Below are 23,232 nucleotides of genomic sequence, written 5' to 3'. Positions count from 1 at the left end.
CAGTAAACCGGGGCAACAAACCGGTGGTTGTAGAAAAATTCGGTGGAGCGGTAGTTCAGTCGGTTAGAATACCTGCCTGTCACGCAGGGGGTCGCGGGTTCGAGTCCCGTCCGTTCCGCCACTTATTAAAATTAAGCCTGCTCTTTAAGCAGGCTTAATAGTAGGAAAATTTAGGGGCGTAGCTCAGTTGGTAGAGCACCGGTCTCCAAAACCGGGTGTCGCGAGTTCGAGTCTCTCCGCCCCTGCCATATATAATCCTTTGCTTAGGCAAAGGATTTTTTTTGTCCAAAATTCCTCTCCTTTATATTCTTAGCTATTAAAAGCGCATTACTGCGCCTTTAATGGTGTCTTCAATAATTCTTTGATAACACTCTGTTTGTCCGTGTTTTGTAACCAGACAGCATACAATGGTCTGGAAAGCGTTGTGCTTTCGGGGACAGGCCAGATCCCGGGCTGTTCTTTTGCCCACTCAATCGGCAGGAAGGTGCAACCGTTAAGTTCAGAGATCAGCTTGCAGGCTATTTTTGCTGAACTGGTAGTTAATACCGGAATATCATCACTTCCAATGAGCTCGGCCTCATGCTGGTGAAAATCCGCACCCCACTCGATGCGTAAATAGTTGAGTGAAGCTTTACGGCTTTCCGCGGCAGGACCATAAAGCCCCATGCTGAAGTAACCTAGCAACTGGCTGGCAAATTCGTCCATTTTTGGCGCTTCAGTTGTGAGCAATAAATCCAGCTGGCGCTCATGAAGCTGTTTAACGAGTGACTGACGTTGTGCAATTCGTGCTTCGAACTGCAGGCCATTATGCTGTTGATAAAGCGCAATGAGCCATTCAGAAAGCATACATTCCCAAAGCGATGCGCTGGCACCAAGCGTGAGCTGATTATGCTGAGAAGTATGTGATACCTCTTTTTTCGCTGCTAACCACGTATTCATCAGGTTTTCTGCGTAGGGCAATAGGCGCTCCCCGGCAGTTGTCAGCCGTATGTTATTGCGGTGGCGGGTAAAAAGGTTTACACCAAGCTGATTTTCGAGCTGTCGGATGCGAAAGCTTACCGCAGACTGCGTCAAATAAAGTGCTTCTGCAGCGCGACCAAAGTGCCGTGTTCTGCTAACTTCCAGGAAGGTTTTAAGTAATTCGGTGTCCACGGCTTACTCCAAAAAATAATTTGTCGTTATGATTTAAATGTTTTGTTTTACACTCTGTCAAGCGTAACTAATACTCCGCGCCATAAATAGCTCGGCCAAGAAAATCAGGAGCGTGTAGGATGGCGGAAAGCTTTACGACGACTAATCGGTTTTTCGACAATAAACATTATCCACGTGGGTTTGCTCGTCATGGTGATTTCACCATCAAAGAGGCACAGCTGTTAGAACGTCATGGTTTTGCGTTCAATGAGCTGGATCTCGGTAAGCGCGAACCAGGCACTGAAGAAGAAGTGCAGTTTGTTGCCGTATGCCGTGGCGTGCGCGAGCCTGCTACTGAAGCGGAACGTGTCTGGAGCAAGTACATGGCGCGTATTAAGCGTCCAAAACGTTTTCATACCCTGTCTGGCGGTAAACCGCAGATGGATACGGTTGAAGACTACAGCGATAGTGATGATTAAAAAATGGGGCGAAAGCCCCGTTTTTTATTCTGTCAGTCTGTGCAAATGCAGGAGCAGCCGATCAATAGTTCGATAGCTCAGTGCTTCCTGGAGATGTGCCCGAGTAATACTCTCGCAATGCTCGATATCCGCGATGGTACGAGAGACTTTCAGAAGACGTTGCCATGCCCTGACCGACAGGCCCAGTTTGAGTAATGTTTCCTCCAGCCAAACTGCATCATCCGGCACAAGTTCACAGTGTTCGCGGATCTCATGATTGCTGAGTCGGGCGTTCAGCTTGTTCTGCCGGGAGAGTTGTCTGTCGCGTGTCTCTATTACCCTTTCCCTTATTCTCTCGCTTTTTTCTTCCCGATGGTTCGTTTTACTCAGCATTCCTGCCGGGAGAAGCGGGATATCCACTGAGAGGTCGAAGCGGTCGAGAAAAGGGCCCGAGAGTCGATTCATATAGCGTAAAGTCTGCTGGGGCGTGGCGCGGTTATGTTTGCCTTCATAGTGCCCTGTAGGACTGGGATTCATCGCCGCGATAAGCTGAAAATCCGCGGGGTAGGTGATTTTAGCCCGGGTACGAGAGATATGAATCTCGCCTGATTCCATAGGTTCCCTAAGCGAGTCCAGTACGCGGCGCTCAAACTCAGGTAATTCATCCAGAAATAACACGCCGTTGTGCGCTAGCGAAATTTCTCCTGGCTGCGGGATAGCCCCGCCGCCCACGACGGAAGTTAAAGAGGCACTATGATGGGGAGCCCTGAACGGACGCTGACGCCAATGGCGATGAAGATGCGAAGATTGTACCAGGCTCAGAATGGCAGCGCTCTGTAATGCTTCAACATCGTTCAAAGGAGGAAGGAGCGTATTGAGCCGGCTCGCCAGCATGGTTTTGCCCGTTCCTGGTGGGCCTATCAGTAAGAGGTTATGCCCGCCAGCCGCCGCAATTTCCAGCGCTCGTTTTCCCTGACTTTGCCCAATAATCTCGTTCATGTCTTCCAGACTATCAGCTTGCCACAGCGCAGGGCTAACCGGGGTGCGGAGGTCGTGTTTTCCTTCCAGCCAGGCGCATACCTCGGTCAGATGCGTGGCCACAAAGCAGCCCGGTTTAGCGATCAGGGCTACTTCTTCTTCATTTTCTGCGGCAACCACGACTTCTCGCCCCGCATTCAAAGCCTCCATAGCGGACGATATGGCCCCAGAAACCCCACGTAGCTCCCCGGTCAGCGCAAGCTCGCCGATAAACTCAAGCTTGGCCAGCTTGGGCGTATTTAGCTGCTCAGAGGCAACCAGCAGCGCCAGAGCAATCGGCAAATCGTATCTGCCACCTTCTTTAGGAAGATCTGCCGGAGCAAGGTTAATAGTGATTTTACGCGCTGGAAATGTGTAGCCGCTATTGATCAATGCGCTTCTGACTCGATCCCGGGCTTCTCTCACGGTAGTTTCAGGCAGGCCGACAAGCGTAAGCCCTGGTAAACCAGCACTGATATGCACTTCAACCGTAACCTGTGGGGCGTGAACGCCGAGTGCTGCTCTGGTATAGACAACCGACAGTGACATTTTTCCTCCGTGAAAAACTTCATTCTGCCGCGCCAATAAAAGATTAAATATTGTTCGTTTTATGCACCGGGAAGCCCCTCCCTGACTTTTTTATCCGCTTTCTTTTTTACAGATCTTGCTGCGAAGCCGATCGCAGAACAATAACTTTTTACTGGTATTACGCAGAAAATACCCTCAGCAGACCAGTTTTATGAATTATTTTCACTTTCTCGTTATGCACTGAAATTAAATAGTTTTTATGCTAATTAATTTCAACGGCGATCTTTTCGTCATAAAAAAATATTGTGCTTTACGTCAACTCTGTGATAACTCTGTAGGCATTACTTCGAACTAGACGTTAGAACATACAGAAAATGACAGCCCTTCTACGAGTGATTAGCCTGGTCGTGATTAGCGTGGTGGTGATTATTATCCCACCGTGCGGGGCTGCACTTGGAGAAAGAAAGGCTTAAAAATCAAGCCTGAATCGAAAAGAACCCCCGCACCGAAAGGTCCGGGGGTTTTTTGTTGACTGAAGAATGTGAAGCGAGGAACAGAGTATGTGTTGCAGAATAAAATGCTGTTTCTCCGGTAATGAGACGGGGAACTAACTATGAATGGTGCACAGTGGGTAGTACATGCGTTGCGAGCGCAGGGTGTTGAAACAGTTTTCGGTTATCCTGGCGGCGCGATTATGCCGGTGTACGATGCGTTGTACGACGGTGGTGTGGAACATCTACTGTGTCGCCATGAGCAAGGTGCAGCCATGGCAGCTATTGGTTATGCCCGCTCAACGGGCAAAACCGGTGTGTGTATTGCCACTTCTGGCCCCGGTGCGACAAATCTGTTAACTGGCCTTGCTGACGCACTTTTAGATTCTGTTCCTGTGGTTGCCATCACCGGCCAGGTGGCTGCACCTTTGATCGGGACTGACGCTTTCCAGGAAGTTGACGTCCTCGGCCTGTCGCTTGCCTGCACTAAACACAGTTTCCTCGTCGAATCCCTTGATGAATTGCCGCGCGTCCTTGCTGAGGCATTTGAGATTGCTAATTCTGGCCGTCCAGGCCCTGTTCTGGTCGATATTCCAAAAGATATTCAGTTGGCTATTGGCGAGCCAGAGACCTGGTTATCTGCCGTTGAAGATGATGCTGACCTACCGTTGGCTGAATTGCAGCAGGCCCGTGAAATGCTCGCTCAGGCCAAAAAGCCGATGCTTTACGTTGGCGGCGGCGTTGGGATGGCGCAGGCGGTTCCAGCGCTCCGTGAGTTTATTTCCGTCACGGGTATGCCTTCCACAGTCACCCTGAAAGGGCTGGGTGCAGTCCCGGCCGACCATGCGTTTTATACCGGTATGTTGGGAATGCACGGCACCAAGACGGCGAACCTCGCCGTTCAGGAGTGCGATCTGCTGTTGGCCGTTGGAGCCCGTTTCGATGATCGCGTCACCGGGAAGCTGAATACCTTTGCTCCGCACGCCAAAGTTATCCACATGGATATCGATCCTGCGGAGCTGAGCAAGCTGCGCCAGGCGCATGTCGCGTTGCAGGGGCCGCTGAATCAGCTTTTACCGGCCTTGCAACAGCCGTTGCACATTGCTTCCTGGCAGCAGCATATTGCCGCCCTGAACGAAGAACACCAGTGGCGCTACGATCATCCGGGTCAGGCTATCTATGCCCCCTTGCTGCTGAAGCAGCTCTCCGAGCGCAAATCAGCAGAAGCCGTTGTGACCACCGACGTAGGCCAGCATCAGATGTGGACCGCACAGCACATGACCTTCACCCGCCCGGAGAACTTCATCACTTCCAGCGGGCTTGGCACGATGGGCTTTGGTTTACCCGCGGCCGTTGGTGCCCAGGTTGCAAGGCCGGAAGATACGGTTATTTGTGTCTCCGGCGATGGCTCTTTCATGATGAACGTTCAGGAGTTAGGCACTATCAAACGCAAACAGTTGCCGGTCAAAATCCTGCTGCTCGATAACCAACGCCTGGGCATGGTGAGACAGTGGCAGCAGCTGTTTTTTGAAGAGCGCTACAGTGAAACCACCCTGACCGACAACCCTGATTTCCTCACGCTGGCCAGCGCCTTTGGCATTCCAGGCCAGCACATCACCCGTAAAGACCAGGTAGAAGCCGCGTTAGACGCCCTGCTGAACAGCGACGGCCCGTACATGCTTCACGTCTCGATTGATGAGTACGAAAACGTCTGGCCGTTGGTACCGCCCGGTGCCAGTAACTCGCAAATGCTGGAGAAATTATCATGATGCAACATCAGCTCGCAGTGCAGGCTCGCTTCCGCCCGGAAACGTTAGAACGTGTTTTACGCGTAGTGCGCCATCGTGGATTCCAGATCTGCGCGATGAATATGGCCGCGGCGGGGAATACCGACAATATTAATATTGAATTGACCGTTGCTAGCCTGCGGCCAGTCGAATTACTGTTTACTCAATTAAGCAAGCTGGTTGACGTTGCCTGCGTTGAAATCCAGCAACCAACATCACAACAAATCCGCGCCTGAGCGTAAAAGGAAGAGAACAATGACGACCAAGAAAGCTGATTACATCTGGTTCAATGGCGAGATGACTCCGTGGGGAGAAGCGAAAGTTCACGTAATGTCCCACGCGCTGCACTACGGTACTTCGGTCTTCGAAGGCATCCGTTGCTACGACTCGCACAAAGGGCCAGTGGTGTTCCGTCATCGTGAACACATGCAGCGCTTGCGTGACTCAGCAAAAATCTATCGCTTCCCGGTATCGCAAAGCGTGGATGAGCTGATGGAAGCCTGTCGTGCGGTTATCCGTAAAAATAATCTCACCAGCGCTTACATTCGCCCTCTGGTCTTTGTTGGCGACGTAGGTATGGGCGTTAATCCGCCGGAAGGGTATACCACCGACGTGATCATTGCGGCCTTCCCGTGGGGCGCTTATCTGGGCGCTGAAGCGCTGGATCAGGGGATTGATGCAATGGTCTCTTCCTGGAACCGTGCGGCACCAAACACCATTCCTACCGCGGCCAAAGCGGGCGGTAACTACCTTTCTTCTCTGCTGGTCGGCAGCGAAGCACGCCGCCACGGCTATCAGGAAGGGATTGCGCTCGATGTGAACGGCTTCCTGTCTGAGGGCGCGGGTGAAAACCTGTTCGAAGTAAAAGACAGCGTGATCTACACCCCGCCATTTACCTCTTCAGCGCTGCCGGGGATTACCCGCGATGCAATCATCAAGCTGGCAAAAGACCTGGGCATTGAAGTCCGTGAGCAGGTGCTGTCGCGCGAATCTCTGTACCTGGCCGACGAAGTCTTTATGTCCGGTACCGCCGCCGAAATCACCCCGGTACGCAGCGTAGACCGCATTCAGGTGGGCGAAGGCCGCTGTGGCCCGGTCACCAAACGTATTCAACAGGCATTCTTTGGCTTGTTCACCGGCGAAACCGAAGACAAGTGGGGCTGGTTAGATCAGGTAAACCCGTAAGTCTTAAACAAAAATATAATCAGGCGGGCGGCAACTGACCGCCTGCTACCCGACAGACTGGAGTAAATAAAGCATGCCTAAGTATCGTTCCGCCACTACAACCCACGGCCGCAATATGGCGGGTGCCCGCGCGCTATGGCGCGCAACGGGGATGACCGACGCCGATTTTGGCAAACCGATCATTGCGGTCGTCAACTCCTTTACCCAATTCGTACCGGGCCACGTTCACCTGCGCGACCTGGGTAAACTGGTTGCCGAACAAATCGAAGCCTCCGGCGGCGTAGCGAAAGAGTTCAACACCATTGCGGTGGATGACGGTATCGCGATGGGGCATGGCGGTATGCTCTATTCCCTGCCGTCCCGCGAGCTGATTGCCGACTCGGTTGAGTACATGGTTAACGCCCACTGCGCCGATGCCATGGTTTGTATCTCCAACTGCGACAAAATCACCCCTGGGATGCTGATGGCCTCACTGCGCCTGAACATTCCGGTGATCTTCGTTTCCGGCGGCCCGATGGAAGCCGGGAAAACTAAACTTTCCGACCAGATCATCAAGCTGGATCTGGTCGATGCGATGATTCAGGGTGCGGATCCGAAAGTTTCTGACGAGCAAAGCGAGCAGGTTGAACGCTCCGCGTGTCCAACGTGCGGCTCTTGTTCAGGTATGTTCACGGCCAACTCCATGAACTGCCTGACCGAGGCGCTAGGTCTGTCTCAGCCGGGTAACGGTTCACTGCTGGCGACGCATGCCGACCGCAAAGAGTTGTTCCTGAACGCGGGTAAACGCATTGTTGAACTGACCAAGCGCTATTACGAGCAGGATGATGCCACCGCGCTCCCGCGCAGCATCGCCAGCAAAGAGGCGTTCGAAAACGCCATGACGCTGGATATCGCCATGGGCGGCTCCACTAACACCGTTCTGCACCTGCTGGCCGCCGCGCAAGAAGCTGAAATCGACTTCACCATGACCGACATTGACCAGCTGTCCCGCAAAGTTCCACAGCTGTGTAAAGTCGCGCCAAGCACCCAGAAATACCATATGGAAGACGTGCACCGTGCGGGTGGCGTACTAGGGATCCTCGGCGAGCTGGATCGCGCCGGATTGTTGAACCGCGAAGTGAAAAACGTGCTTGGCCTTTCCCTGCCGCAGACGCTGGAACAATACGATGTAATGCTGACCAAAGACGAGGCGGTGAAAACGATGTTCCGCGCGGGTCCGGCGGGCATTCGTACTACCCAGGCTTTCTCGCAGAGTTGCCGCTGGGACACGCTGGATGACGATCGCGCTAACGGTTGCATTCGCTCACTGGAAAATGCCTACAGCAAAGATGGCGGCCTGGCCGTTCTGTACGGCAACTTCGCGGAAAACGGCTGTATTGTTAAAACCGCTGGTGTGGATGAAGGCAGCCTGGTATTCCGCGGCCCGGCCAAAGTTTATGAAAGTCAGGACGATGCGGTAGAAGCCATCCTCGGCGGTAAAGTCGTTGCAGGTGACGTGGTTGTTATTCGTTACGAGGGGCCGAAAGGCGGGCCTGGTATGCAGGAAATGCTCTACCCAACCACCTTCCTGAAATCTATGGGACTGGGTAAAGCCTGCGCGCTGGTCACCGACGGGCGTTTCTCCGGCGGGACCTCGGGTCTGTCGATCGGCCACGTTTCTCCGGAAGCAGCCAGCGGCGGCAATATCGCTCTGATTGAAGACGGCGACATGATTGCCATCGATATCCCTAATCGCGGTATTCAGCTGCAGCTTACCGATCAGGAAATGGCTGCACGCCGTGAAGCGCAGGAAGCTCGCGGTGAAGCGGCATGGACTCCTCGCAATCGTGAGCGCCAGGTTTCCTTCGCCCTGCGCGCCTACGCCAGCCTCGCCACCAGTGCGGATAAAGGCGCCGTGCGTGATAAAAGCAAGCTTGGAGGCTAATTATGGCTGAGTCACAACCGCTACCCGATGCCCCCGGCGGAGCAGAGTATCTGCGCGCGGTATTGCGCGCGCCGGTTTACGAAGTCGTGCAGGTAACGCCGCTGCAGAAAATGGAAAAGCTTTCGTCGCGCCTTGATAACGTCATTCTGGTTAAGCGTGAAGACCGTCAGCCTGTGCATAGCTTCAAGCTGCGCGGGGCTTATTCGATGATTGCGGGCTTGAACAGCGAGCAAAAAGCCTGCGGCGTGATCACCGCTTCTGCGGGAAATCACGCCCAGGGCGTCGCGCTTTCGTCCACGCGATTGGGTATTAAGTCGCTGATCGTTATGCCTGTGGCTACTGCGGATATCAAAGTCGATGCTGTACGGGCCTTCGGCGGCGAAGTGTTGCTGCATGGCGCTAATTTCGATGAGGCAAAAGCCAAAGCCATCGAACTTTCTCAGCAGCAAGGCTTCACCTACGTGCCTCCGTTTGATCACCCGGCAGTTATCGCCGGGCAGGGTACGGTTGCGCTGGAACTGCTGCAGCAGGATGCGCACATCGATCGCGTATTCGTGCCGGTTGGCGGTGGTGGCCTGGCGGCTGGCGTAGCGGTTTTGATCAAGCAACTGATGCCACAGATCAAAGTGATTGCGGTTGAGGCCGAAGATTCTGCCTGTCTCAAGGCGGCGCTGGATGCCGGGCACCCGGTTGAGCTGCCGCGCGTAGGGCTGTTTGCCGAAGGTGTCGCTGTTAAGCGCATCGGCGACGAAACCTTCCGCGTGTGCCAGGAATACCTGGACGACATTATCACCGTGGACAGCGATGCCATCTGCGCGGCGATGAAGGATTTGTTCGAAGACGTGCGTGCTGTCGCCGAGCCTTCCGGAGCACTGGCGCTGGCGGGGATGAAAAAGTACATCCAGCAGCACAACATTCGTGGCGAACGCCTGGCGCATGTGCTGTCTGGCGCAAACGTGAATTTCCACGGGCTACGCTATGTCTCGGAGCGCTGTGAACTGGGCGAGCAGCGGGAAGCATTGCTGGCGGTCACCATTCCAGAGCAAAAAGGCAGTTTCCTGAAGTTTTGCCAGCTGCTGGGCGGTCGCTCGGTCACTGAGTTCAACTACCGTTACGCCAGCTCTGACGATGCCTGCATTTTTGTTGGGGTGCGACTGACCCGCGGACTGGAAGAGCGTAAAGAGATCATCGCTCAGCTCAGCGAAGGCGGCTACGGTGTGGTCGATCTCTCTGACGACGAAATGGCGAAGCTGCACGTTCGCTACATGGTGGGCGGCCGACCTTCGAAGCCGCTGCGCGAACGGTTGTACAGCTTTGAATTCCCGGAATCGCCGGGGGCGCTGCTGAAGTTCTTGAGCACGCTGGGAACGCACTGGAACATTTCTCTGTTCCACTATCGTAGCCACGGTACTGACTACGGGCGAGTTCTGGCGGCGTTTGAGTTGGGTGAAAATGAGCCGGACTTCGAAACCCGGCTCAACGAACTGGGTTACGAATGTCACGACGAAACCCAGAACCCGGCGTTCCGCTTCTTCCTGGCCGGTTAATGGCTGCCGGGTAAAAGCTTCCAGAACGCGCTGATAAGCGGCTCATTTAGCCGCTTTTTTTGTACGCAAACGCCCAGTTCAAACGGCGCTTTTTCATCGTTACGTTCCAGAACCAGCACGCGGTTGCGCACCGGTTCCGGGCTGTTTTCCAGTACGATTTCCGGGATCAGCGCGACGCCACATCCCAGCGCCACCATTGACACCATGGCTTCGTGGCCGGCGACGGTAGCGTAGATTACCGGGTTACTGATTTTCTGGCGGCGGAACCACAGTTCTATACGGCGGCGAACGGGCCCTTGCTCGGGCATGATAAACGGAATTTTGGCCCAGTCTGGCTCCGGTTGGCTTACCTGCGCCCTGACAGGGCAAGGCAAAGCGGGGGCGATCAAGGCCACAGATAAATTTTCCAGCATTGAGAAAGCCACGCCAGGCGGAAGGGACTCTGGTTTTCCGGCGATCGCCAGGTCGGCTTCATTGGAATCAACTTTTTCTACCGCATCCGCGGCGTCGCCTGTGGTCAGCTTAATTTCAACGGAAGGATGTTCAGCCCGGAAGCGGTCCAGAATGGGCGGCAAATGGCTGTATGCGGCGGTCACCGAGCAAAACAGATGCAGCTCTCCGCTAAGGGACGGACCTTGCTGGCCAAGCGTGTGGCGCATCTGCTGATATTGCAGCAGCGTGTGCTGGGCAAACAGCCGTAATTGCTCGCCGGCTTCAGTCAGCGTCACGGTGCGGTTATCACGCAAAAACAGAGGTTGCCCGAGGTCGTCCTCCAGACGCTGGATCTGGCGCGAAAGCGTGGAGGGGCTGACGTGCATGGCGCGCGCGCTACGCCCAAAATGGCGGCTTTCAGCCAGGTGCAGAAAGGTTTTCAGATCGCGTAAATCCATGGTCATCAAGCCTCGTTTTTGCATTGCAATAATTGCAACGCGACGTTGTTAATATATCAATTTAAGCAACGCATTTCCTGTCATATAGTGGGTTCATTCTAGGCAGCACGACACGGCTGCAGAGCCCTTACAATAAGCACAACACGACACATACGGAGTTCTACGATGGCTAATTATTTCAACACTTTGAACCTGCGTCAGCAGTTAGCGCAGTTGGGTAAATGTCGCTTCATGGGGCGCGATGAGTTCGCCGATGAAGCAAGCTACCTCAAAGGTAAAAAAGTCGTCATCGTCGGCTGCGGTGCTCAGGGTCTTAACCAGGGTCTGAACATGCGCGACTCCGGGCTGGATGTTTCCTATGCCCTGCGTGCGGAAGCTATCGCCGAGAAACGTGCATCCTGGCGTAAAGCGACCGAAAATGGCTTCAAGGTGGGTACTTATGAAGAGCTGATCCCACAGGCGGATCTGGTTGTTAACCTGACGCCAGACAAACAGCACTCTTCCGTTGTTCAGGCCGTACAGCCGATGATGAAAGACGGCGCGGCGCTGGGCTACTCCCACGGTTTCAACGTGGTTGAAGTCGGCGAAACCATTCGTAAAGATATCACCGTGGTGATGGTAGCACCTAAGTGCCCGGGCACCGAAGTGCGCGAAGAATACAAACGTGGTTTTGGTGTGCCAACGCTTATCGCAGTTCACCCTGAAAACGATCCGAAAGGCGAAGGTATGGCGATTGCCAAAGCCTGGGCTGCAGCCACCGGTGGCCACCGTGCGGGCGTGCTGGAGTCTTCCTTCGTTGCGGAAGTGAAATCTGACCTGATGGGCGAGCAAACTATCCTGTGCGGTATGCTGCAGGCCGGTTCTCTGCTGTGCTTCGACAAGCTGGTGGCTGAAGGTACTGATGCTGCATATGCAGAAAAACTGATTCAGTTCGGCTGGGAAACCATCACCGAAGCGCTGAAGCAGGGCGGGATCACGCTGATGATGGACCGTCTGTCCAACCCGGCAAAAATCCGCGCTAACGCGCTGTCCGAGCAGCTGAAAACCATTATGGCTCCGCTGTTCCAGAAACACATGGATGACATCATCTCCGGTGAGTTCTCCTCCGGCATGATGGCTGACTGGGCTAACGACGATAAGAAACTGCATACCTGGCGTGAAGAGACCGGCCAGACTGCTTTCGAAACTGCACCGCAGTTTGAAGGTAAGATTTCCGAGCAGGAATACTTCGACAAAGGCGTGGTAATGATCGCCATGGTGAAAGCGGGCGTTGAGCTGGCCTTCGAAACCATGGTTGACGCTGGCATCATCGAAGAGTCGGCATACTATGAGTCCCTGCACGAGCTGCCGCTGATTGCTAACACCATTGCTCGTAAGCGCCTGTACGAAATGAACGTGGTTATTTCTGATACCGCTGAGTACGGTAACTACCTGTTCTCCTACGCGGCCGTACCGCTGCTGAAAGAGTTCATGACCACGCTGCAGCCGGGCGATCTGGGTAAAGAGATCCCAGCCGCTGCGGTAGACAACGCTCAGCTTCGTGACGTCAATGAAGCCATTCGCAGCCACGAAATCGAAAAAGTGGGTCAAAAACTGCGTGGCTACATGACCGACATGAAACGCATCGCTGTTGCTGGCTAATGTGTTTTTGAAATGAAAAAGGCGCTTCGGCGCCTTTTTTTGTGCCTGTTATCTTGCCGCCTCTCCTTTTATGTAATATTGTAAGTTACATGAAAATAAATAACTCCTTCTCAGCAACATTGCACATCCTGCTTCACCTGGAGCAGATGGACAAACCGCTCACATCGGAACAAATGGCCGCCTTTATCGACGGCAATCCGGCGTTTATTCGTAAAGTGCTCGCCGGTCTACGCGAGAACAACATCGTCTGCTCAACCAAAGGTCACCACGGCGGCTGGAGACTCTGCCGCCCGGCCAGCGAAGTGACGCTGCTGGATATTTATCTGGCGCTGGGATCGCCGGGTCTGTTTGCGCTAGGCAACCGCAATGAAAACCCGCAATGCCTGGTGGAGCAGGGCGTCAATCGCGTGATGTCCGAGACGTTTACCGCCGCTGAAGAGCTGGTGCTGGCGCGGTTCAAAAGCCTGACATTGCAAGATATCGGGAGCGAATTTATTAGCTATTTCAATGAAAAGGGGCACGAGGAATGATTTCAACCTTAACCATGGATCTGCCAGTTTGTCTGATGATCGCCCTGGCCGCCGCCAGTATTTCGATGACGATAACGCAAACTGAACTGTTTGCAGGGTTACGCGGCTGGACGGCGAAAAAGCATGCGATGCTGGGCCATCTCTTTCAATGTTTCTACTGCCTTAGCCACTGGGTCGTGTTTGCCGGAATGCTGATTTACCGTCCCTATTTGCTGCACAGCGGGATGCCGGTGATCGACTGGATTATGACGGCGTTTATTACCCTCACGCTGACCACTTTCGTGAACGGCATTATTTTTAAAGTGTTCCAGATGGCGGTCGGCACGCATTTGCTGAAGCATGAAGCCCAGCAGACGCTGCAGTCGACAAAGTAAAGAAAAGGCCGGATATCCCGGCCTTTGGCTTAGTTACGGTACAACACCTTGATGATGTGGTAGCCGAACTGAGTGTGCAGCGGACCGTAAGGCTCCAGCAGTGGGCAGGAAAAGACCACTTTATCGAACGCAGGAACCATCTGCCCCTGACGGAATTCACCTAAATGGCCGCCTTTTTTGCCGGACGGGCAGGTAGAGTGCTTCTTCGCCAGTTTTTCGAAGTCGCCACCGTTTTTAAGCTGCTCCAGAAGGTCCAGAGCCAGTTTTTCTTCCTTTACAAGGATATGCAGTGCTGCTGCGGTTTTTGCCATGATAGTGCCTTGAGTCATGTTGATTACGCTCGCTATACTACCACGCTGTTTTTGTCCCCTCCTGACTTTCATTGAGTGACCGTATGCGTTTAAACCCTGGCCAACAACAAGCCGTCGAATTTGTCACCGGACCCTGCCTGGTTTTGGCCGGGGCGGGCTCGGGTAAAACGCGCGTTATCACCAATAAAATTGCGCATCTGATTCGCGAAAGTGGCTATCAGGCGCGCCAAATCGCGGCGGTGACCTTTACCAATAAGGCCGCCCGCGAAATGAAAGAGCGCGTTTCGCAGACGCTGGGGCGCAAAGAGGCACGGGGGTTGATGATCTCGACCTTCCACACGCTGGGGCTGGAGATTATCAAGCGCGAGTACGCGGCGCTTGGTATGAAATCTAACTTCTCGCTGTTTGACGATACCGATCAGACCGCGCTGCTAAAAGAGCTAACTGAAGGCCTGTTAGAAAACGATAAGGTGCTGCTTCAACAGCTGATTTCAACCATCTCCAACTGGAAGAACGGGTTGTTGTCTCCGGCGCAGGCCGCCGCGCAGGCGAAGGGCGAACGGGATCGTATTTTTGCCCATTGCTACGGCCTTTACGACACGCACCTGAAGTCCTGCAACGTGCTGGATTTTGACGATCTGATTTTGCTGCCAACGCTACTGCTGCAGCGCAATGCAGAAGTCCGGGAGCGCTGGCAAAACCGTATTCGCTATCTGCTGGTAGATGAATATCAGGATACCAACACCAGCCAGTACGAGCTGGTGAAACTGTTGGTTGGCGCGCGGGCGCGCTTTACCGTTGTAGGCGACGATGACCAGTCTATCTATTCCTGGCGAGGGGCGAACCCGCAAAACCTGGTTCTGCTGAGCAAAGATTTTCCGGCGCTGCAAGTCATCAAGCTTGAGCAGAACTACCGCTCATCCCGCCGGATTTTGAATGCGGCCAATATTCTGATCGCCAACAATCCGCACGTTTTTGAGAAGCGGCTTTTCTCTGAACTTGAACACGGCGCAGAATTGAAGGTCGTGACGGCTAATCATGAAGAGCATGAGGCCGAGCGCGTCACCGGCGAGCTTATCGCCCACCACTTTATTAATAAAACCAACTATAAAGATTACGCGATTCTGTACCGCGGCAACCACCAGTCGCGGGTGTTCGAAAAGATGCTGATGCAAAACCGCATCCCGTATCGTATCTCCGGCGGCACTTCATTTTTCTCTCGTCCGGAAATTAAAGATCTGCTCGCCTATTTGCGCGTGTTGACGAACCCGGATGATGACAGCGCATTTCTGCGTATTGTAAATACACCCAAGCGCGAAATTGGCCCGGCAACGCTGCAAAAGCTTGGCGAGTGGGCGATGCAGCGTAATAAAGGCCTGTTTACTGCCAGCTTCGATATGGGCTTAAGCCAGACGCTCAGCGGGCGCGGTCTTGATGCGTTGCAGCGTTTTACCCACTGGCTGCGGGACGTGGCAACGCTTGCCGAGCGCGAGCCGGTGGCCGCCGTGCGAGACCTGATCCACGGCATCGACTACGAAAGCTGGCTGTACGAAACCTCGCCCAGCCCAAAAGCTGCCGAAATGCGGATGAAAAACGTTAACCAGCTTTTCAGCTGGATGACCGAGATGCTTGAAGGCAACGACCTGAATGAGCCGATGACGTTAATCCAGGTGGTCACGCGTTTTACCCTGCGTGACATGATGGAGCGTGGTGAAAGCGAAGAAGAGGCCGATCAGGTTCAGTTGATGACTCTACATGCTTCTAAGGGGCTGGAATTCCCCTACGTCTACCTTGTGGGCATGGAAGAAGGGATTTTGCCGCACCAAAGCAGCATCGACGAAGATAACGTGGATGAAGAGCGTCGTCTGGCTTACGTGGGGATTACCCGGGCGCAAAAAGAGCTGACGTTTACGCTTTGCCGGGAACGTCGGCAGTATGGCGAGCTGATACGGCCTGAACCTAGCCGGTTCCTGATGGAGCTGCCACAGGACGATTTAAGCTGGGAAACTGAGCGGAAAGTGGTTTCTGCTGAAGAGCGAATGCAAAAAGGGCAGAGTAATGTGGCCAACATCCGCGAGATGCTGGCCAAAGCGCGTAAAAGCTAGATTAATTGACGCTGAGCGGCCAGTGAACGTAGCTCTGCCAAAGTTTTTCCTGTTCCAGCAGTTCGGCACCGAGAGGGTGACAGGCAAGCCAGGTGTCGGGCAATGCCAGATGCAGGGTTTCGCCGTCGACCTGCAGTTTAATCTCGGGCAGGATATCGTCTCTGCGGCGGTTTGCGAAAATAATCGCCAGACGTAAAAGACGGCAGAGTCTTTCCGCCACGCGCGGCGGGACTGCGTTTTGCTGGTGGAGCGAAGAGAGATCGACGGGATTGGTCTGGTTAAGCAGCAGCGTTGCCAGCAATTTTTTCTGCGCGGGCGTGTAGCCCGGCAAATCCAGATTTCTCACCAGATAGGCCGCATGCTGCGGGGCATGTTTAAAATCGATGCTTAAGCCAATTTCATGCAGCAGGGCGCTGCTCGCCAGCATCTGCTGACTGAGGGGATCCAGCCCCCACGGCTCTGCGATTTGTGAAGCAAAATTCTGCGCAAGCTGTTCCACGCGAGCCGCCTGGCTGGTATCTACCATAAAACGGCGCTGAACGTTACGTAGCGTTCTCTGACGAATCTCCTGGTCCACCGCAAGATGCAGCATTCCATAGACCAAACCTTCACGCAGCGCGCCACCAGCAAGCGTCATGCATTCAATATCAAGCTGTTGGAAGATAGCGATGAGAATGGCCAGACCGCTTGGGAAAACCAGCGCGCGCTCAAGCGTAAGGCCTTCAATTTCCAGCTCTTCCAGCCGGCCGCACTGAATTGCTCGCTGTTTTAGCTGCTGCAGTTTTGCAAGGGTAATGCGTTCATCCATTCCCTGCGCCATCATGATTTCCTGCAGCGCCTGCACGGTTCCAGACGCGCCAACACAAATCTTCCAGCCGTGGCTTTTAAGCTCGGCAATGACTGGATTGAGCACTTCTGCAGCCGCCGCCTCTGCAGCCGCGAAGTTTTCCTGACCGAGATTTCTGTCGCTAAAGAAACGCTCCAGCCATGTGACACAGCCCATCGAGAGGCTGAATAACGAGGTTGTTTGCGCTCCGATGCCCGTCACCAGCTCGGTACTTGCTCCACCGATGTCAACGACCAGACGTCGATCGTCGCCGCCGGTAGTGTGGGCAACGCCCTGATAAATCAGGCGGGCTTCTTCTTCACCACGAATAACCTGCACCGGGCAACCCAGTATTTCCTGAGCTTTTTGCAAAAAAACATCGGCATTAACGGCGAGGCGCAGCGTGGCTGTAGCCACAACGCGAATTTGATTCTGAGGAATATCCTGGAGTCGTTCGGCAAATAAGCGCAGGCATTGCCAGCCGCGCTCCATGGCTTCCGGGGAGAGAACGCACTCGCTGTTGAGGCCAGCAGCGAGGCGAACTTTTCGCTTAATGCGGGTCAGGGTTTGTATGCTTCCTGCCACCTCACGCACAACCAACATATGAAAACTGTTAGAACCCAGATCAATTGCTGCATAGAGTGAGGCGGTGCTAAGCATAGATTTTTTTAACCTGCGCGACGACGATTACCACGAGGAGCGCCACCGCGGCGTGGACCGTTGCCAGGGCGGCTGCGGGTCAGACGTTTTGGCGGTGGGAACTCATTTAACAGTGCTTCAGCGTTATATTTGCTTACCGGAATGGCGTGGCCAATATAGGTTTCAATCGCCGACAGGTTCAGCGCGTAGTCTTCACATGCCAGGCTGATGGAATGACCGCTGGCGCCAGCACGACCGGTACGGCCGATGCGGTGAACGTAATCTTCACAGTCATCAGGCAGATCGTAGTTGAAAACGTGAGTAACAGCTGGGATATGCAGGCCGCGAGCCGCTACGTCTGTTGCGACCAGAATATCCAGATCGCCACGAGTAAACTCTTCCAGAATACGCAGGCGTTTTTTCTGTGCAACATCACCGGTTAGCAAACCAACTCGGTGACCATCGGCAGCCAGATGGCCCCAGATATCTTCACAGCGATGCTTAGTGTTAGCGAAGATGATGGCACGGTCCGGCCATTCTTCTTCGAGCAGCGTTTGCAGCAGGCGCATTTTCTCTTCGTTAGAAGGATAGAAAAGCTCTTCTTTAATGCGGTGGCCGGTTCTCTGCTCGGGCTCAACTTCCACATATTCCGCGTTGTTCATCTGCTCGAAAGCTAGTTCACGTACGCGGTAGGAAAGCGTGGCTGAGAACAGCATGTTCAGGCGCTGGGTTACCGGCGGCATGCGGCGGAACAGCCAGCGAATATCTTTGATAAAGCCGAGATCGTACATGCGATCCGCTTCATCCAGGACGACAACCTGAATCGCGCCCAGGTTAATGTGATTTTGTTTAGCGTAGTCAATCAGTCGGCCGGTGGTGCCGATCAAAATATCGACGCCGCTTTCCAGCACTTTCAGCTGTTTGTCATAGCCGTCGCCGCCATAGGCAAGGCCAAGCTTCAGGCCAGTCGCCTGAGCTAACGGTTCCGCATCAGAGTGAATCTGTACCGCTAACTCGCGGGTTGGCGCCATAATCAAGGCGCGCGGTTGATTCACCTGACGGTTCTCTGGAACCGGGTGAGAAAGTAAATAGTGGAACGTGGACGTCAGAAACGCCATCGTTTTGCCTGTACCGGTTTGCGCCTGCCCTGCAACGTCACGATTCGCCAGAGTCAGCGGAAGTGCCAGTGCCTGAATTGGGGTGCAGTTATGGAACCCTTTATTTTCAAGGGCTTCAATCACCTTAGGGTGCAGGGCGAAGTCGGAAAACTTCTTTTCGGTCAAATGTGTTTTGCTCATAGTGTGGTAGAATATCAGTTTACTATTGCTTTACGAAAGCACATCCGTTGAAATAAACCGGGTGAAATAAAGTCACCCCAAGTTGGTTAATGCTACACCAACAAGGTAGACATAATCCTGTGGAGTTGAACATGAGCGATAAAATTATTCACCTGACTGACGGCAGTTTCGACACGGACGTGCTTCAAGCTGAAGGGTTGATTCTGGTTGATTTCTGGGCAGAGTGGTGTGGTCCATGCAAAATGATCGCCCCGATTCTCGACGAGATCGCTGATGAATATCAGGGCAAAATCACCGTAGCTAAGCTGAACATCGACCAGAACCCGGGCACGGCACCGAAGTACGGCATCCGCGGTATCCCAACCCTGTTGCTGTTCAAAAATGGCGAAGTCGCTGCGACCAAAGTTGGTGCGCTGTCTAAAGGCCAGTTAAAAGAGTTCCTCGACGCCAATCTGGCATAATGGAATCTCAGCCGGTGCGTGCCGCACTTGCATTTTTTTGCGAGCTGCTGGACGCCCGGCGTCACACATGCTAAGTTACCTATGACTTCGCTTTAAACTTGCCCTTAAGTTTGAATCTTTGTATTACCTTAATGCTTCCCGTTCGCTGTCAAATCAACTCGCTTTTACAGCAATCACAACGGACGCATAACCGAATTCGGGCTTATCACCCATTCCGTCTCGTCGTTTCAGTTCTGCGTTTTTCCTATGACCAGGCAGCGATCAGACATGTGTGGTAGCCATTAAACAGGCATGGATGACCCTGCCATACCATTCACGAAACTAAGTTCGAGATTTACCCCGAGTTTAAGAACCCACCATTATGAATCTTACCGAATTAAAGAATACGCCGGTTTCTGAGCTGATTACTCTCGGCGAAAATATGGGGCTGGAAAACCAAGCCCGCATGCGCAAGCAGGACATCATTTTCTCCATCCTGAAGCAACACGCTAAGAGTGGCGAAGATATCTTTGGTGACGGTGTGCTGGAGATACTGCAGGATGGATTTGGTTTCCTCCGTTCCGCAGACAGCTCCTACCTCGCCGGTCCCGACGACATCTACGTTTCTCCCAGCCAAATCCGCCGTTTCAACCTCCGCACAGGGGATACCATCTCCGGTAAGATTCGTCCGCCAAAAGAAGGCGAACGCTACTTTGCGCTGCTGAAGGTTAACGAAGTTAACTACGACAAGCCGGAAAATGCCCGTAGCAAGATCCTGTTCGAAAACTTAACGCCTCTGCATGCAAACTCTCGTCTGCGTATGGAGCGTGGTAACGGTTCTACCGAAGACTTAACCGCGCGTGTACTGGATCTGGCATCACCAATTGGTCGTGGCCAGCGTGGTCTGATCGTGGCACCGCCAAAAGCCGGTAAAACCATGCTGCTGCAGAACATCGCGCAGAGCATTGCCTATAACCACCCAGACTGTGTGCTGATGGTGCTGCTGATCGACGAACGTCCAGAAGAAGTCACCGAGATGCAGCGTCTGGTTAAAGGTGAAGTTGTTGCTTCTACCTTTGATGAGCCGGCTTCTCGCCACGTTCAGGTTGCTGAAATGGTTATCGAGAAGGCGAAACGTCTGGTTGAACATAAGAAAGACGTTATCATTTTGCTCGATTCCATCACTCGTCTGGCTCGTGCCTACAACACCGTTGTTCCGGCATCGGGTAAAGTCCTGACTGGTGGTGTGGATGCGAACGCCCTGCATCGTCCAAAACGCTTCTTCGGTGCTGCACGTAATGTGGAAGAGGGCGGTAGCCTGACTATTATCGCCACCGCGCTTATCGATACCGGCTCTAAAATGGATGAAGTCATCTACGAAGAGTTCAAAGGCACCGGTAACATGGAGCTGCATCTGTCCCGTAAGATCGCTGAGAAACGCGTCTTCCCGGCCATCGATTACAACCGTTCCGGTACGCGTAAAGAAGAGCTGCTTACCACGCAGGAAGAGCTGCAGAAAATGTGGATTCTCCGCAAAATCATTCATCCAATGGGTGAAATTGATGCCATGGAATTCCTCATCAATAAGCTGGCGATGACCAAAACAAACGATGACTTCTTCGACATGATGAAGCGCTCGTAAGCAACAAAAACTCGGGGAACGCCACGCTTAGTCGTGGCGTTTTTCGTTTCTGCTCTATACGATATGCATAGCAGCTAATTCCTATAGCTTGCCTTCATCTAACCATAGATAGTGTGTTTTTTTCGGATCAAGCATCAACCTGCACGTATAACGTGCGGTCATTTCAAGGAGAAACCGTGACACATACCGGTCTGGCAGAGAGCTACTATGATGCTAATGAATCTGATCCTTTATTTCGTCGAGAGTTTTCACTGTGAATCTATTCACCGCTGGAACTGATTTAATCCTGGTCTTTTTATTTACCACCGCATTTCTTTTTTGTGCGCGAAAAGCTGCTCGCAAAATAGGGTTGGTTGATAAACCTAATTTCCGTAAACGTCACCAGGGATCAATCCCACTGGTAGGCGGTATTTCCGTATTTGCAGGGATATGTTTTACTTTTTTAATTAGCAATGATTACATTCCACATCTTTGGCTTTACCTTTCCTGCGCCGGCGTGTTGGTCCTGGTCGGTGCGCTGGACGATCGCTTCGATATCAGCGTTAAGATAAGAGCTTTTGTTCAAGCCCTGATTGCCATCATCATGATGTCCTATGGCAAGCTTTACCTTAGCAGCCTGGGTTTCATTTTTGGTTCATGGGAGTTGGTTCTGGGGCCATTTGGCTACTTCCTGACGCTATTTGCGGTTTGGGCGGCAATCAACGCATTCAACATGGTGGACGGCATTGATGGTTTGCTGGGGGGACTCTCTTCGGTTTCTTTTGCTGCCATGGGCATAATTCTTCTTTTGGATGGTCAGCACAGCCTTGCGATGTGGTGTTTCGCGATGATTGTTGCCATTTTGCCCTATATACTTCTGAATCTTGGCTTGTTAGGGCGGCGCTATAAAGTTTTCATGGGCGACGCTGGCAGCACGTTAATCGGTTTTACGGTTATCTGGATCCTGTTGGAGACGACCCAGGGTAAAACACACCCCATCAGCCCGGTGACCGCGTTATGGATCATCGCCATCCCGCTGATGGATATGATTGCTATTATGTATCGTCGGCTGCGCAAAGGCATGAGTCCTTTCTCCGCAGATCGACAGCATATTCATCATTTGATCATGCGGGCTGGGTTTACTTCGAGACAAGCGTTTGTGCTGATCACCCTTGCTGCAGCGTTGCTTGCTGCCATTGGTGTTGCGGCAGAGTATCTACATTTTATTCCAGAGTGGCTGATGTTGGCATTGTTCTTGCTAGCATTCGTGCTATACGATTTTTGTATTAAACGAGCCTGGAAAGTGGCCCGTTTCATCAGACGCCATAAACGTCGCATTCGCAGAAACAACAACGTAAACATTTAGTCAGACTTGGATTGGGGAAGCGATGAAAGAGCATGTGCCTGATAATTACCCGGTGGTGGAAAACGAGCTGGATATTCGTGGCTTGTTTCGCACACTGTGGCAGGGCAAATTCTGGATTATCGGAATTGCCTTTGTGTTTGCCCTTATTGCGCTGATTTATACCTTTTTAGCGAAGCAAGAGTGGAGTGCAACGGCTATCACAGATCGCCCAACGGTCAATATGCTTGGGGGCTACTATTCTCAGCAGCAATTCCTGCGCAACCTCGATGTGAAAGCGAATATGGCGACGGTGGAGCAGCCTTCGGTCATGGACGAAGCCTATAAAGAATTCGTTGTGCAGCTTTCCGCATATGATACCCGTAGGGATTTCTGGCTACAGACGGATTACTACAAGCAGCGCCAGGTCGGTAACAGTAAAGCTGATGCTGCGCTGTTGGATGAGATTGTCGACAACATTCAGTACACACCGGGCGACAGCGCGCGCAATATTAACGACAGCGTCAAACTGGTGGCTGAAACCGCTGCAGATGCCAACAATCTTTTACGGCAATACGTTGCTTTTGCAAGCCAGCGCGCGGCTAGCCACCTGAACGAAGAGTTGACCGGGGCCTGGGCGGCGCGTACCGTTCAGATGAAAGCGCAGGTGAAACGGCAGGAGGCTGTCGCGCACTCTATCTACGATCGCAAAGTAAAAAGCATTGAGCAGGCGTTGAAAATCGCTCAACAGCAAAATATCACCCGCAGCGAAACGAATGTTCCCGCAGAAGAACTTCCGGATTCAGAAATGTTCATGCTGGGTCGCCCTATGTTGCAGGCACGCCTGGAAAGCCTTCAGGCCGTGGGCCCTGATTTTGATATCGATTACGATCAAAACCGGGCGATGCTGAACACGCTGAATGTCGGACCAACCGTTGATACTCGTTTCCAAAACTATCGCTATTTACGCACGCCAGAAGAGCCAGTTAAGCGTGACAGCCCTCGTCGTGCATTCTTGCTGATTATGTGGGGTGCGGTTGGGGCACTGGTTGGTGCTGGCGTAGCTTTAGCTCGCCGTCCAAAGACCGCGTAGGCCCTTTATCTTGTGGAGGAGCGATGGAATGCCTCCACTTTATTCAACATAAGA

Annotated in this window: 21 protein-coding genes and 2 tRNA genes; 17 read left to right on the top strand and 6 right to left on the bottom strand. The window is 53.1% G+C overall.

Annotated elements, in window-relative coordinates:
- The first annotated feature begins 44 nt into the window (after window positions 1-44).
- Both F3J28_RS21395 and F3J28_RS21390 read left to right on the top strand, forming a co-directional pair.
- Window positions 45-121, top strand: a tRNA-Asp gene (locus F3J28_RS21395).
- 51 nt (window positions 122-172) lie between these two features.
- Window positions 173-248, top strand: a tRNA-Trp gene (locus F3J28_RS21390).
- A 79-nt stretch (window positions 249-327) separates the two neighbouring features.
- Here the strand turns inward: F3J28_RS21390 and hdfR are convergent.
- Window positions 328-1,152 carry an HTH-type transcriptional regulator HdfR gene (hdfR, locus tag F3J28_RS21385; RefSeq protein WP_008455597.1) on the bottom strand — a complete coding sequence of 275 codons (825 nt, stop codon included), beginning with the start codon at window positions 1,150-1,152 and terminating at the stop codon, window positions 328-330.
- Between the two features lie 119 nt (window positions 1,153-1,271).
- Here hdfR and F3J28_RS21380 point away from each other — a divergent pair, with 119 nt between their 5' ends.
- Window positions 1,272-1,610 (top strand): MaoP family protein, encoded by a 339-nt coding sequence (locus tag F3J28_RS21380; RefSeq protein WP_039289198.1) that lies wholly within the window; start codon window positions 1,272-1,274, stop codon window positions 1,608-1,610.
- 24 nt (window positions 1,611-1,634) lie between these two features.
- Here the strand turns inward: F3J28_RS21380 and F3J28_RS21375 are convergent, their stop codons facing one another.
- On the bottom strand, window positions 1,635-3,155 hold the full coding sequence (locus F3J28_RS21375; RefSeq protein WP_166879586.1) for a YifB family Mg chelatase-like AAA ATPase: 1,521 nt from the start codon (window positions 3,153-3,155) through the stop codon (window positions 1,635-1,637).
- 353 nt (window positions 3,156-3,508) lie between these two features.
- On the opposite strand from F3J28_RS21375, the gene ilvL reads away from it, so the two are divergent.
- The 6 genes from ilvL (at window position 3,509) to ilvA (ending at window position 10,068) form a co-directional block, all read left to right on the top strand.
- Window positions 3,509-3,607, top strand: a complete 99-nt coding sequence (gene ilvL / locus F3J28_RS21370) for an ilv operon leader peptide (RefSeq protein ID WP_071530467.1) — start codon at window positions 3,509-3,511, stop codon at window positions 3,605-3,607.
- Window positions 3,608-3,747: 140 nt separating this feature from the next.
- Window positions 3,748-5,394, top strand: a complete 1,647-nt coding sequence (ilvG, locus tag F3J28_RS21365; protein WP_166879584.1) for an acetolactate synthase 2 catalytic subunit — start codon at window positions 3,748-3,750, stop codon at window positions 5,392-5,394.
- A complete protein-coding gene (gene ilvM / locus F3J28_RS21360) occupies window positions 5,391-5,648 on the top strand; it encodes an acetolactate synthase 2 small subunit (protein ID WP_016538957.1) in 258 nt (85 codons plus the stop codon). Before ilvG ends, ilvM begins: the two co-directional genes overlap by 4 nt.
- A 19-nt stretch (window positions 5,649-5,667) precedes the next feature.
- Window positions 5,668-6,597, top strand: coding sequence for a branched-chain amino acid transaminase (locus tag F3J28_RS21355; protein WP_166879581.1), 930 nt, complete (start codon window positions 5,668-5,670; stop codon window positions 6,595-6,597).
- 73 nt (window positions 6,598-6,670) lie between these two features.
- Complete coding sequence (ilvD, locus tag F3J28_RS21350; protein ID WP_166879578.1) at window positions 6,671-8,521, top strand: dihydroxy-acid dehydratase; 1,851 nt, start codon at window positions 6,671-6,673, stop codon at window positions 8,519-8,521.
- A gap of 2 nt (window positions 8,522-8,523) precedes the next feature.
- Window positions 8,524-10,068 carry a threonine ammonia-lyase, biosynthetic gene (gene ilvA / locus F3J28_RS21345; RefSeq protein WP_166879575.1) on the top strand — a complete coding sequence of 515 codons (1,545 nt, stop codon included), beginning with the start codon at window positions 8,524-8,526 and terminating at the stop codon, window positions 10,066-10,068.
- Here the strand turns inward: ilvA and ilvY are convergent.
- Window positions 10,065-10,958 (bottom strand): HTH-type transcriptional activator IlvY, encoded by an 894-nt coding sequence (gene ilvY, locus F3J28_RS21340; protein WP_008455578.1) that lies wholly within the window; start codon window positions 10,956-10,958, stop codon window positions 10,065-10,067. The two genes, ilvA and ilvY, sit on opposite strands and share 4 nt — an antisense overlap.
- Window positions 10,959-11,123: 165 nt before the next feature.
- On the opposite strand from ilvY, the gene ilvC reads away from it, so the two are divergent.
- From ilvC to F3J28_RS21325, 3 genes are all read left to right on the top strand, one after another.
- Window positions 11,124-12,599 (top strand): ketol-acid reductoisomerase, encoded by a 1,476-nt coding sequence (ilvC, locus tag F3J28_RS21335; protein ID WP_008455576.1) that lies wholly within the window; start codon window positions 11,124-11,126, stop codon window positions 12,597-12,599.
- Between the two features lie 89 nt (window positions 12,600-12,688).
- Entirely contained in the window at window positions 12,689-13,129 is a 441-nt protein-coding gene (locus tag F3J28_RS21330; protein WP_034807977.1) for an Rrf2 family transcriptional regulator, read from the top strand.
- Window positions 13,126-13,503 carry a DUF1360 domain-containing protein gene (locus F3J28_RS21325; protein WP_166879573.1) on the top strand — a complete coding sequence of 126 codons (378 nt, stop codon included), beginning with the start codon at window positions 13,126-13,128 and terminating at the stop codon, window positions 13,501-13,503. The genes F3J28_RS21330 and F3J28_RS21325 overlap by 4 nt, the downstream gene beginning before the upstream one ends.
- 29 nt (window positions 13,504-13,532) lie before the next feature.
- Here F3J28_RS21325 and ppiC read toward each other — a convergent pair whose 3' ends face one another.
- A complete protein-coding gene (ppiC, locus tag F3J28_RS21320) occupies window positions 13,533-13,814 on the bottom strand; it encodes a peptidylprolyl isomerase PpiC (protein WP_008455569.1) in 282 nt (93 codons plus the stop codon).
- 83 nt (window positions 13,815-13,897) lie between these two features.
- Here ppiC and rep point away from each other — a divergent pair, with 83 nt between their 5' ends.
- Window positions 13,898-15,919 (top strand): DNA helicase Rep, encoded by a 2,022-nt coding sequence (gene rep, locus F3J28_RS21315; RefSeq protein WP_008455567.1) that lies wholly within the window; start codon window positions 13,898-13,900, stop codon window positions 15,917-15,919.
- 1 nt (window position 15,920) lies between these two features.
- Here the strand turns inward: rep and gppA are convergent, their stop codons facing one another.
- The gene (gene gppA / locus F3J28_RS21310; protein WP_166879570.1) at window positions 15,921-17,405 is read right to left on the bottom strand and encodes a guanosine-5'-triphosphate,3'-diphosphate diphosphatase; all 1,485 of its coding nucleotides are present in this window, start codon (window positions 17,403-17,405) and stop codon (window positions 15,921-15,923) included.
- Window positions 17,406-17,413: 8 nt separating this feature from the next.
- Complete coding sequence (gene rhlB / locus F3J28_RS21305) at window positions 17,414-18,682, bottom strand: ATP-dependent RNA helicase RhlB (RefSeq protein WP_008455563.1); 1,269 nt, start codon at window positions 18,680-18,682, stop codon at window positions 17,414-17,416.
- Between the two features lie 131 nt (window positions 18,683-18,813).
- Between rhlB and trxA the strand changes: the two genes are divergently transcribed.
- The 4 genes from trxA (at window position 18,814) to wzzE (ending at window position 23,178) form a co-directional block, all read left to right on the top strand.
- Window positions 18,814-19,143 (top strand): thioredoxin TrxA, encoded by a 330-nt coding sequence (gene trxA / locus F3J28_RS21300; protein ID WP_008455560.1) that lies wholly within the window; start codon window positions 18,814-18,816, stop codon window positions 19,141-19,143.
- Between the two features lie 361 nt (window positions 19,144-19,504).
- Complete coding sequence (rho, locus tag F3J28_RS21295) at window positions 19,505-20,764, top strand: transcription termination factor Rho (RefSeq protein WP_008455558.1); 1,260 nt, start codon at window positions 19,505-19,507, stop codon at window positions 20,762-20,764.
- Window positions 20,765-21,017: 253 nt separating this feature from the next.
- On the top strand, window positions 21,018-22,109 hold the full coding sequence (gene wecA / locus F3J28_RS21290; RefSeq protein WP_166879567.1) for a UDP-N-acetylglucosamine--undecaprenyl-phosphate N-acetylglucosaminephosphotransferase: 1,092 nt from the start codon (window positions 21,018-21,020) through the stop codon (window positions 22,107-22,109).
- 22 nt (window positions 22,110-22,131) lie between these two features.
- Window positions 22,132-23,178 carry an ECA polysaccharide chain length modulation protein gene (wzzE, locus tag F3J28_RS21285; RefSeq protein WP_166879565.1) on the top strand — a complete coding sequence of 349 codons (1,047 nt, stop codon included), beginning with the start codon at window positions 22,132-22,134 and terminating at the stop codon, window positions 23,176-23,178.
- The last annotated feature ends 54 nt before the right edge of the window (window positions 23,179-23,232 follow it).

Source organism: Enterobacter sp. Ap-1006, from assembly GCF_011752835.1.
Lineage (GTDB): Bacteria > Pseudomonadota > Gammaproteobacteria > Enterobacterales > Enterobacteriaceae > Cedecea.
This window is presented reverse-complemented; position numbering and strand designations above follow the sequence as displayed.

Excerpts from the sequence above, each read along its gene's own strand:
- ppiC (WP_008455569.1), bottom strand. The coding sequence starts at position 13,814 with ATGGCAAAAACCGCAGCAGCACTGCATATCCTTGTAAAGGAAGAAAAA.
- gppA (WP_166879570.1), bottom strand. The coding sequence starts at position 17,405 with ATGCTTAGCACCGCCTCACTCTATGCAGCAATTGATCTGGGTTCTAAC.
- rep (WP_008455567.1), top strand. The coding sequence starts at position 13,898 with ATGCGTTTAAACCCTGGCCAACAACAAGCCGTCGAATTTGTCACCGGA.
- F3J28_RS21375 (WP_166879586.1), bottom strand. The coding sequence starts at position 3,155 with ATGTCACTGTCGGTTGTCTATACCAGAGCAGCACTCGGCGTTCACGCC.
- ilvG (WP_166879584.1), top strand. The coding sequence starts at position 3,748 with ATGAATGGTGCACAGTGGGTAGTACATGCGTTGCGAGCGCAGGGTGTT.
- F3J28_RS21330 (WP_034807977.1), top strand. The coding sequence starts at position 12,689 with ATGAAAATAAATAACTCCTTCTCAGCAACATTGCACATCCTGCTTCAC.
- F3J28_RS21325 (WP_166879573.1), top strand. The coding sequence starts at position 13,126 with ATGATTTCAACCTTAACCATGGATCTGCCAGTTTGTCTGATGATCGCC.
- ilvD (WP_166879578.1), top strand. The coding sequence starts at position 6,671 with ATGCCTAAGTATCGTTCCGCCACTACAACCCACGGCCGCAATATGGCG.
- ilvC (WP_008455576.1), top strand. The coding sequence starts at position 11,124 with ATGGCTAATTATTTCAACACTTTGAACCTGCGTCAGCAGTTAGCGCAG.
- wzzE (WP_166879565.1), top strand. The coding sequence starts at position 22,132 with ATGAAAGAGCATGTGCCTGATAATTACCCGGTGGTGGAAAACGAGCTG.
- trxA (WP_008455560.1), top strand. The coding sequence starts at position 18,814 with ATGAGCGATAAAATTATTCACCTGACTGACGGCAGTTTCGACACGGAC.
- F3J28_RS21380 (WP_039289198.1), top strand. The coding sequence starts at position 1,272 with ATGGCGGAAAGCTTTACGACGACTAATCGGTTTTTCGACAATAAACAT.
- ilvA (WP_166879575.1), top strand. The coding sequence starts at position 8,524 with ATGGCTGAGTCACAACCGCTACCCGATGCCCCCGGCGGAGCAGAGTAT.
- F3J28_RS21355 (WP_166879581.1), top strand. The coding sequence starts at position 5,668 with ATGACGACCAAGAAAGCTGATTACATCTGGTTCAATGGCGAGATGACT.
- ilvL (WP_071530467.1), top strand. The coding sequence starts at position 3,509 with ATGACAGCCCTTCTACGAGTGATTAGCCTGGTCGTGATTAGCGTGGTG.
- rhlB (WP_008455563.1), bottom strand. The coding sequence starts at position 18,682 with ATGAGCAAAACACATTTGACCGAAAAGAAGTTTTCCGACTTCGCCCTG.
- ilvY (WP_008455578.1), bottom strand. The coding sequence starts at position 10,958 with ATGGATTTACGCGATCTGAAAACCTTTCTGCACCTGGCTGAAAGCCGC.
- rho (WP_008455558.1), top strand. The coding sequence starts at position 19,505 with ATGAATCTTACCGAATTAAAGAATACGCCGGTTTCTGAGCTGATTACT.
- ilvM (WP_016538957.1), top strand. The coding sequence starts at position 5,391 with ATGATGCAACATCAGCTCGCAGTGCAGGCTCGCTTCCGCCCGGAAACG.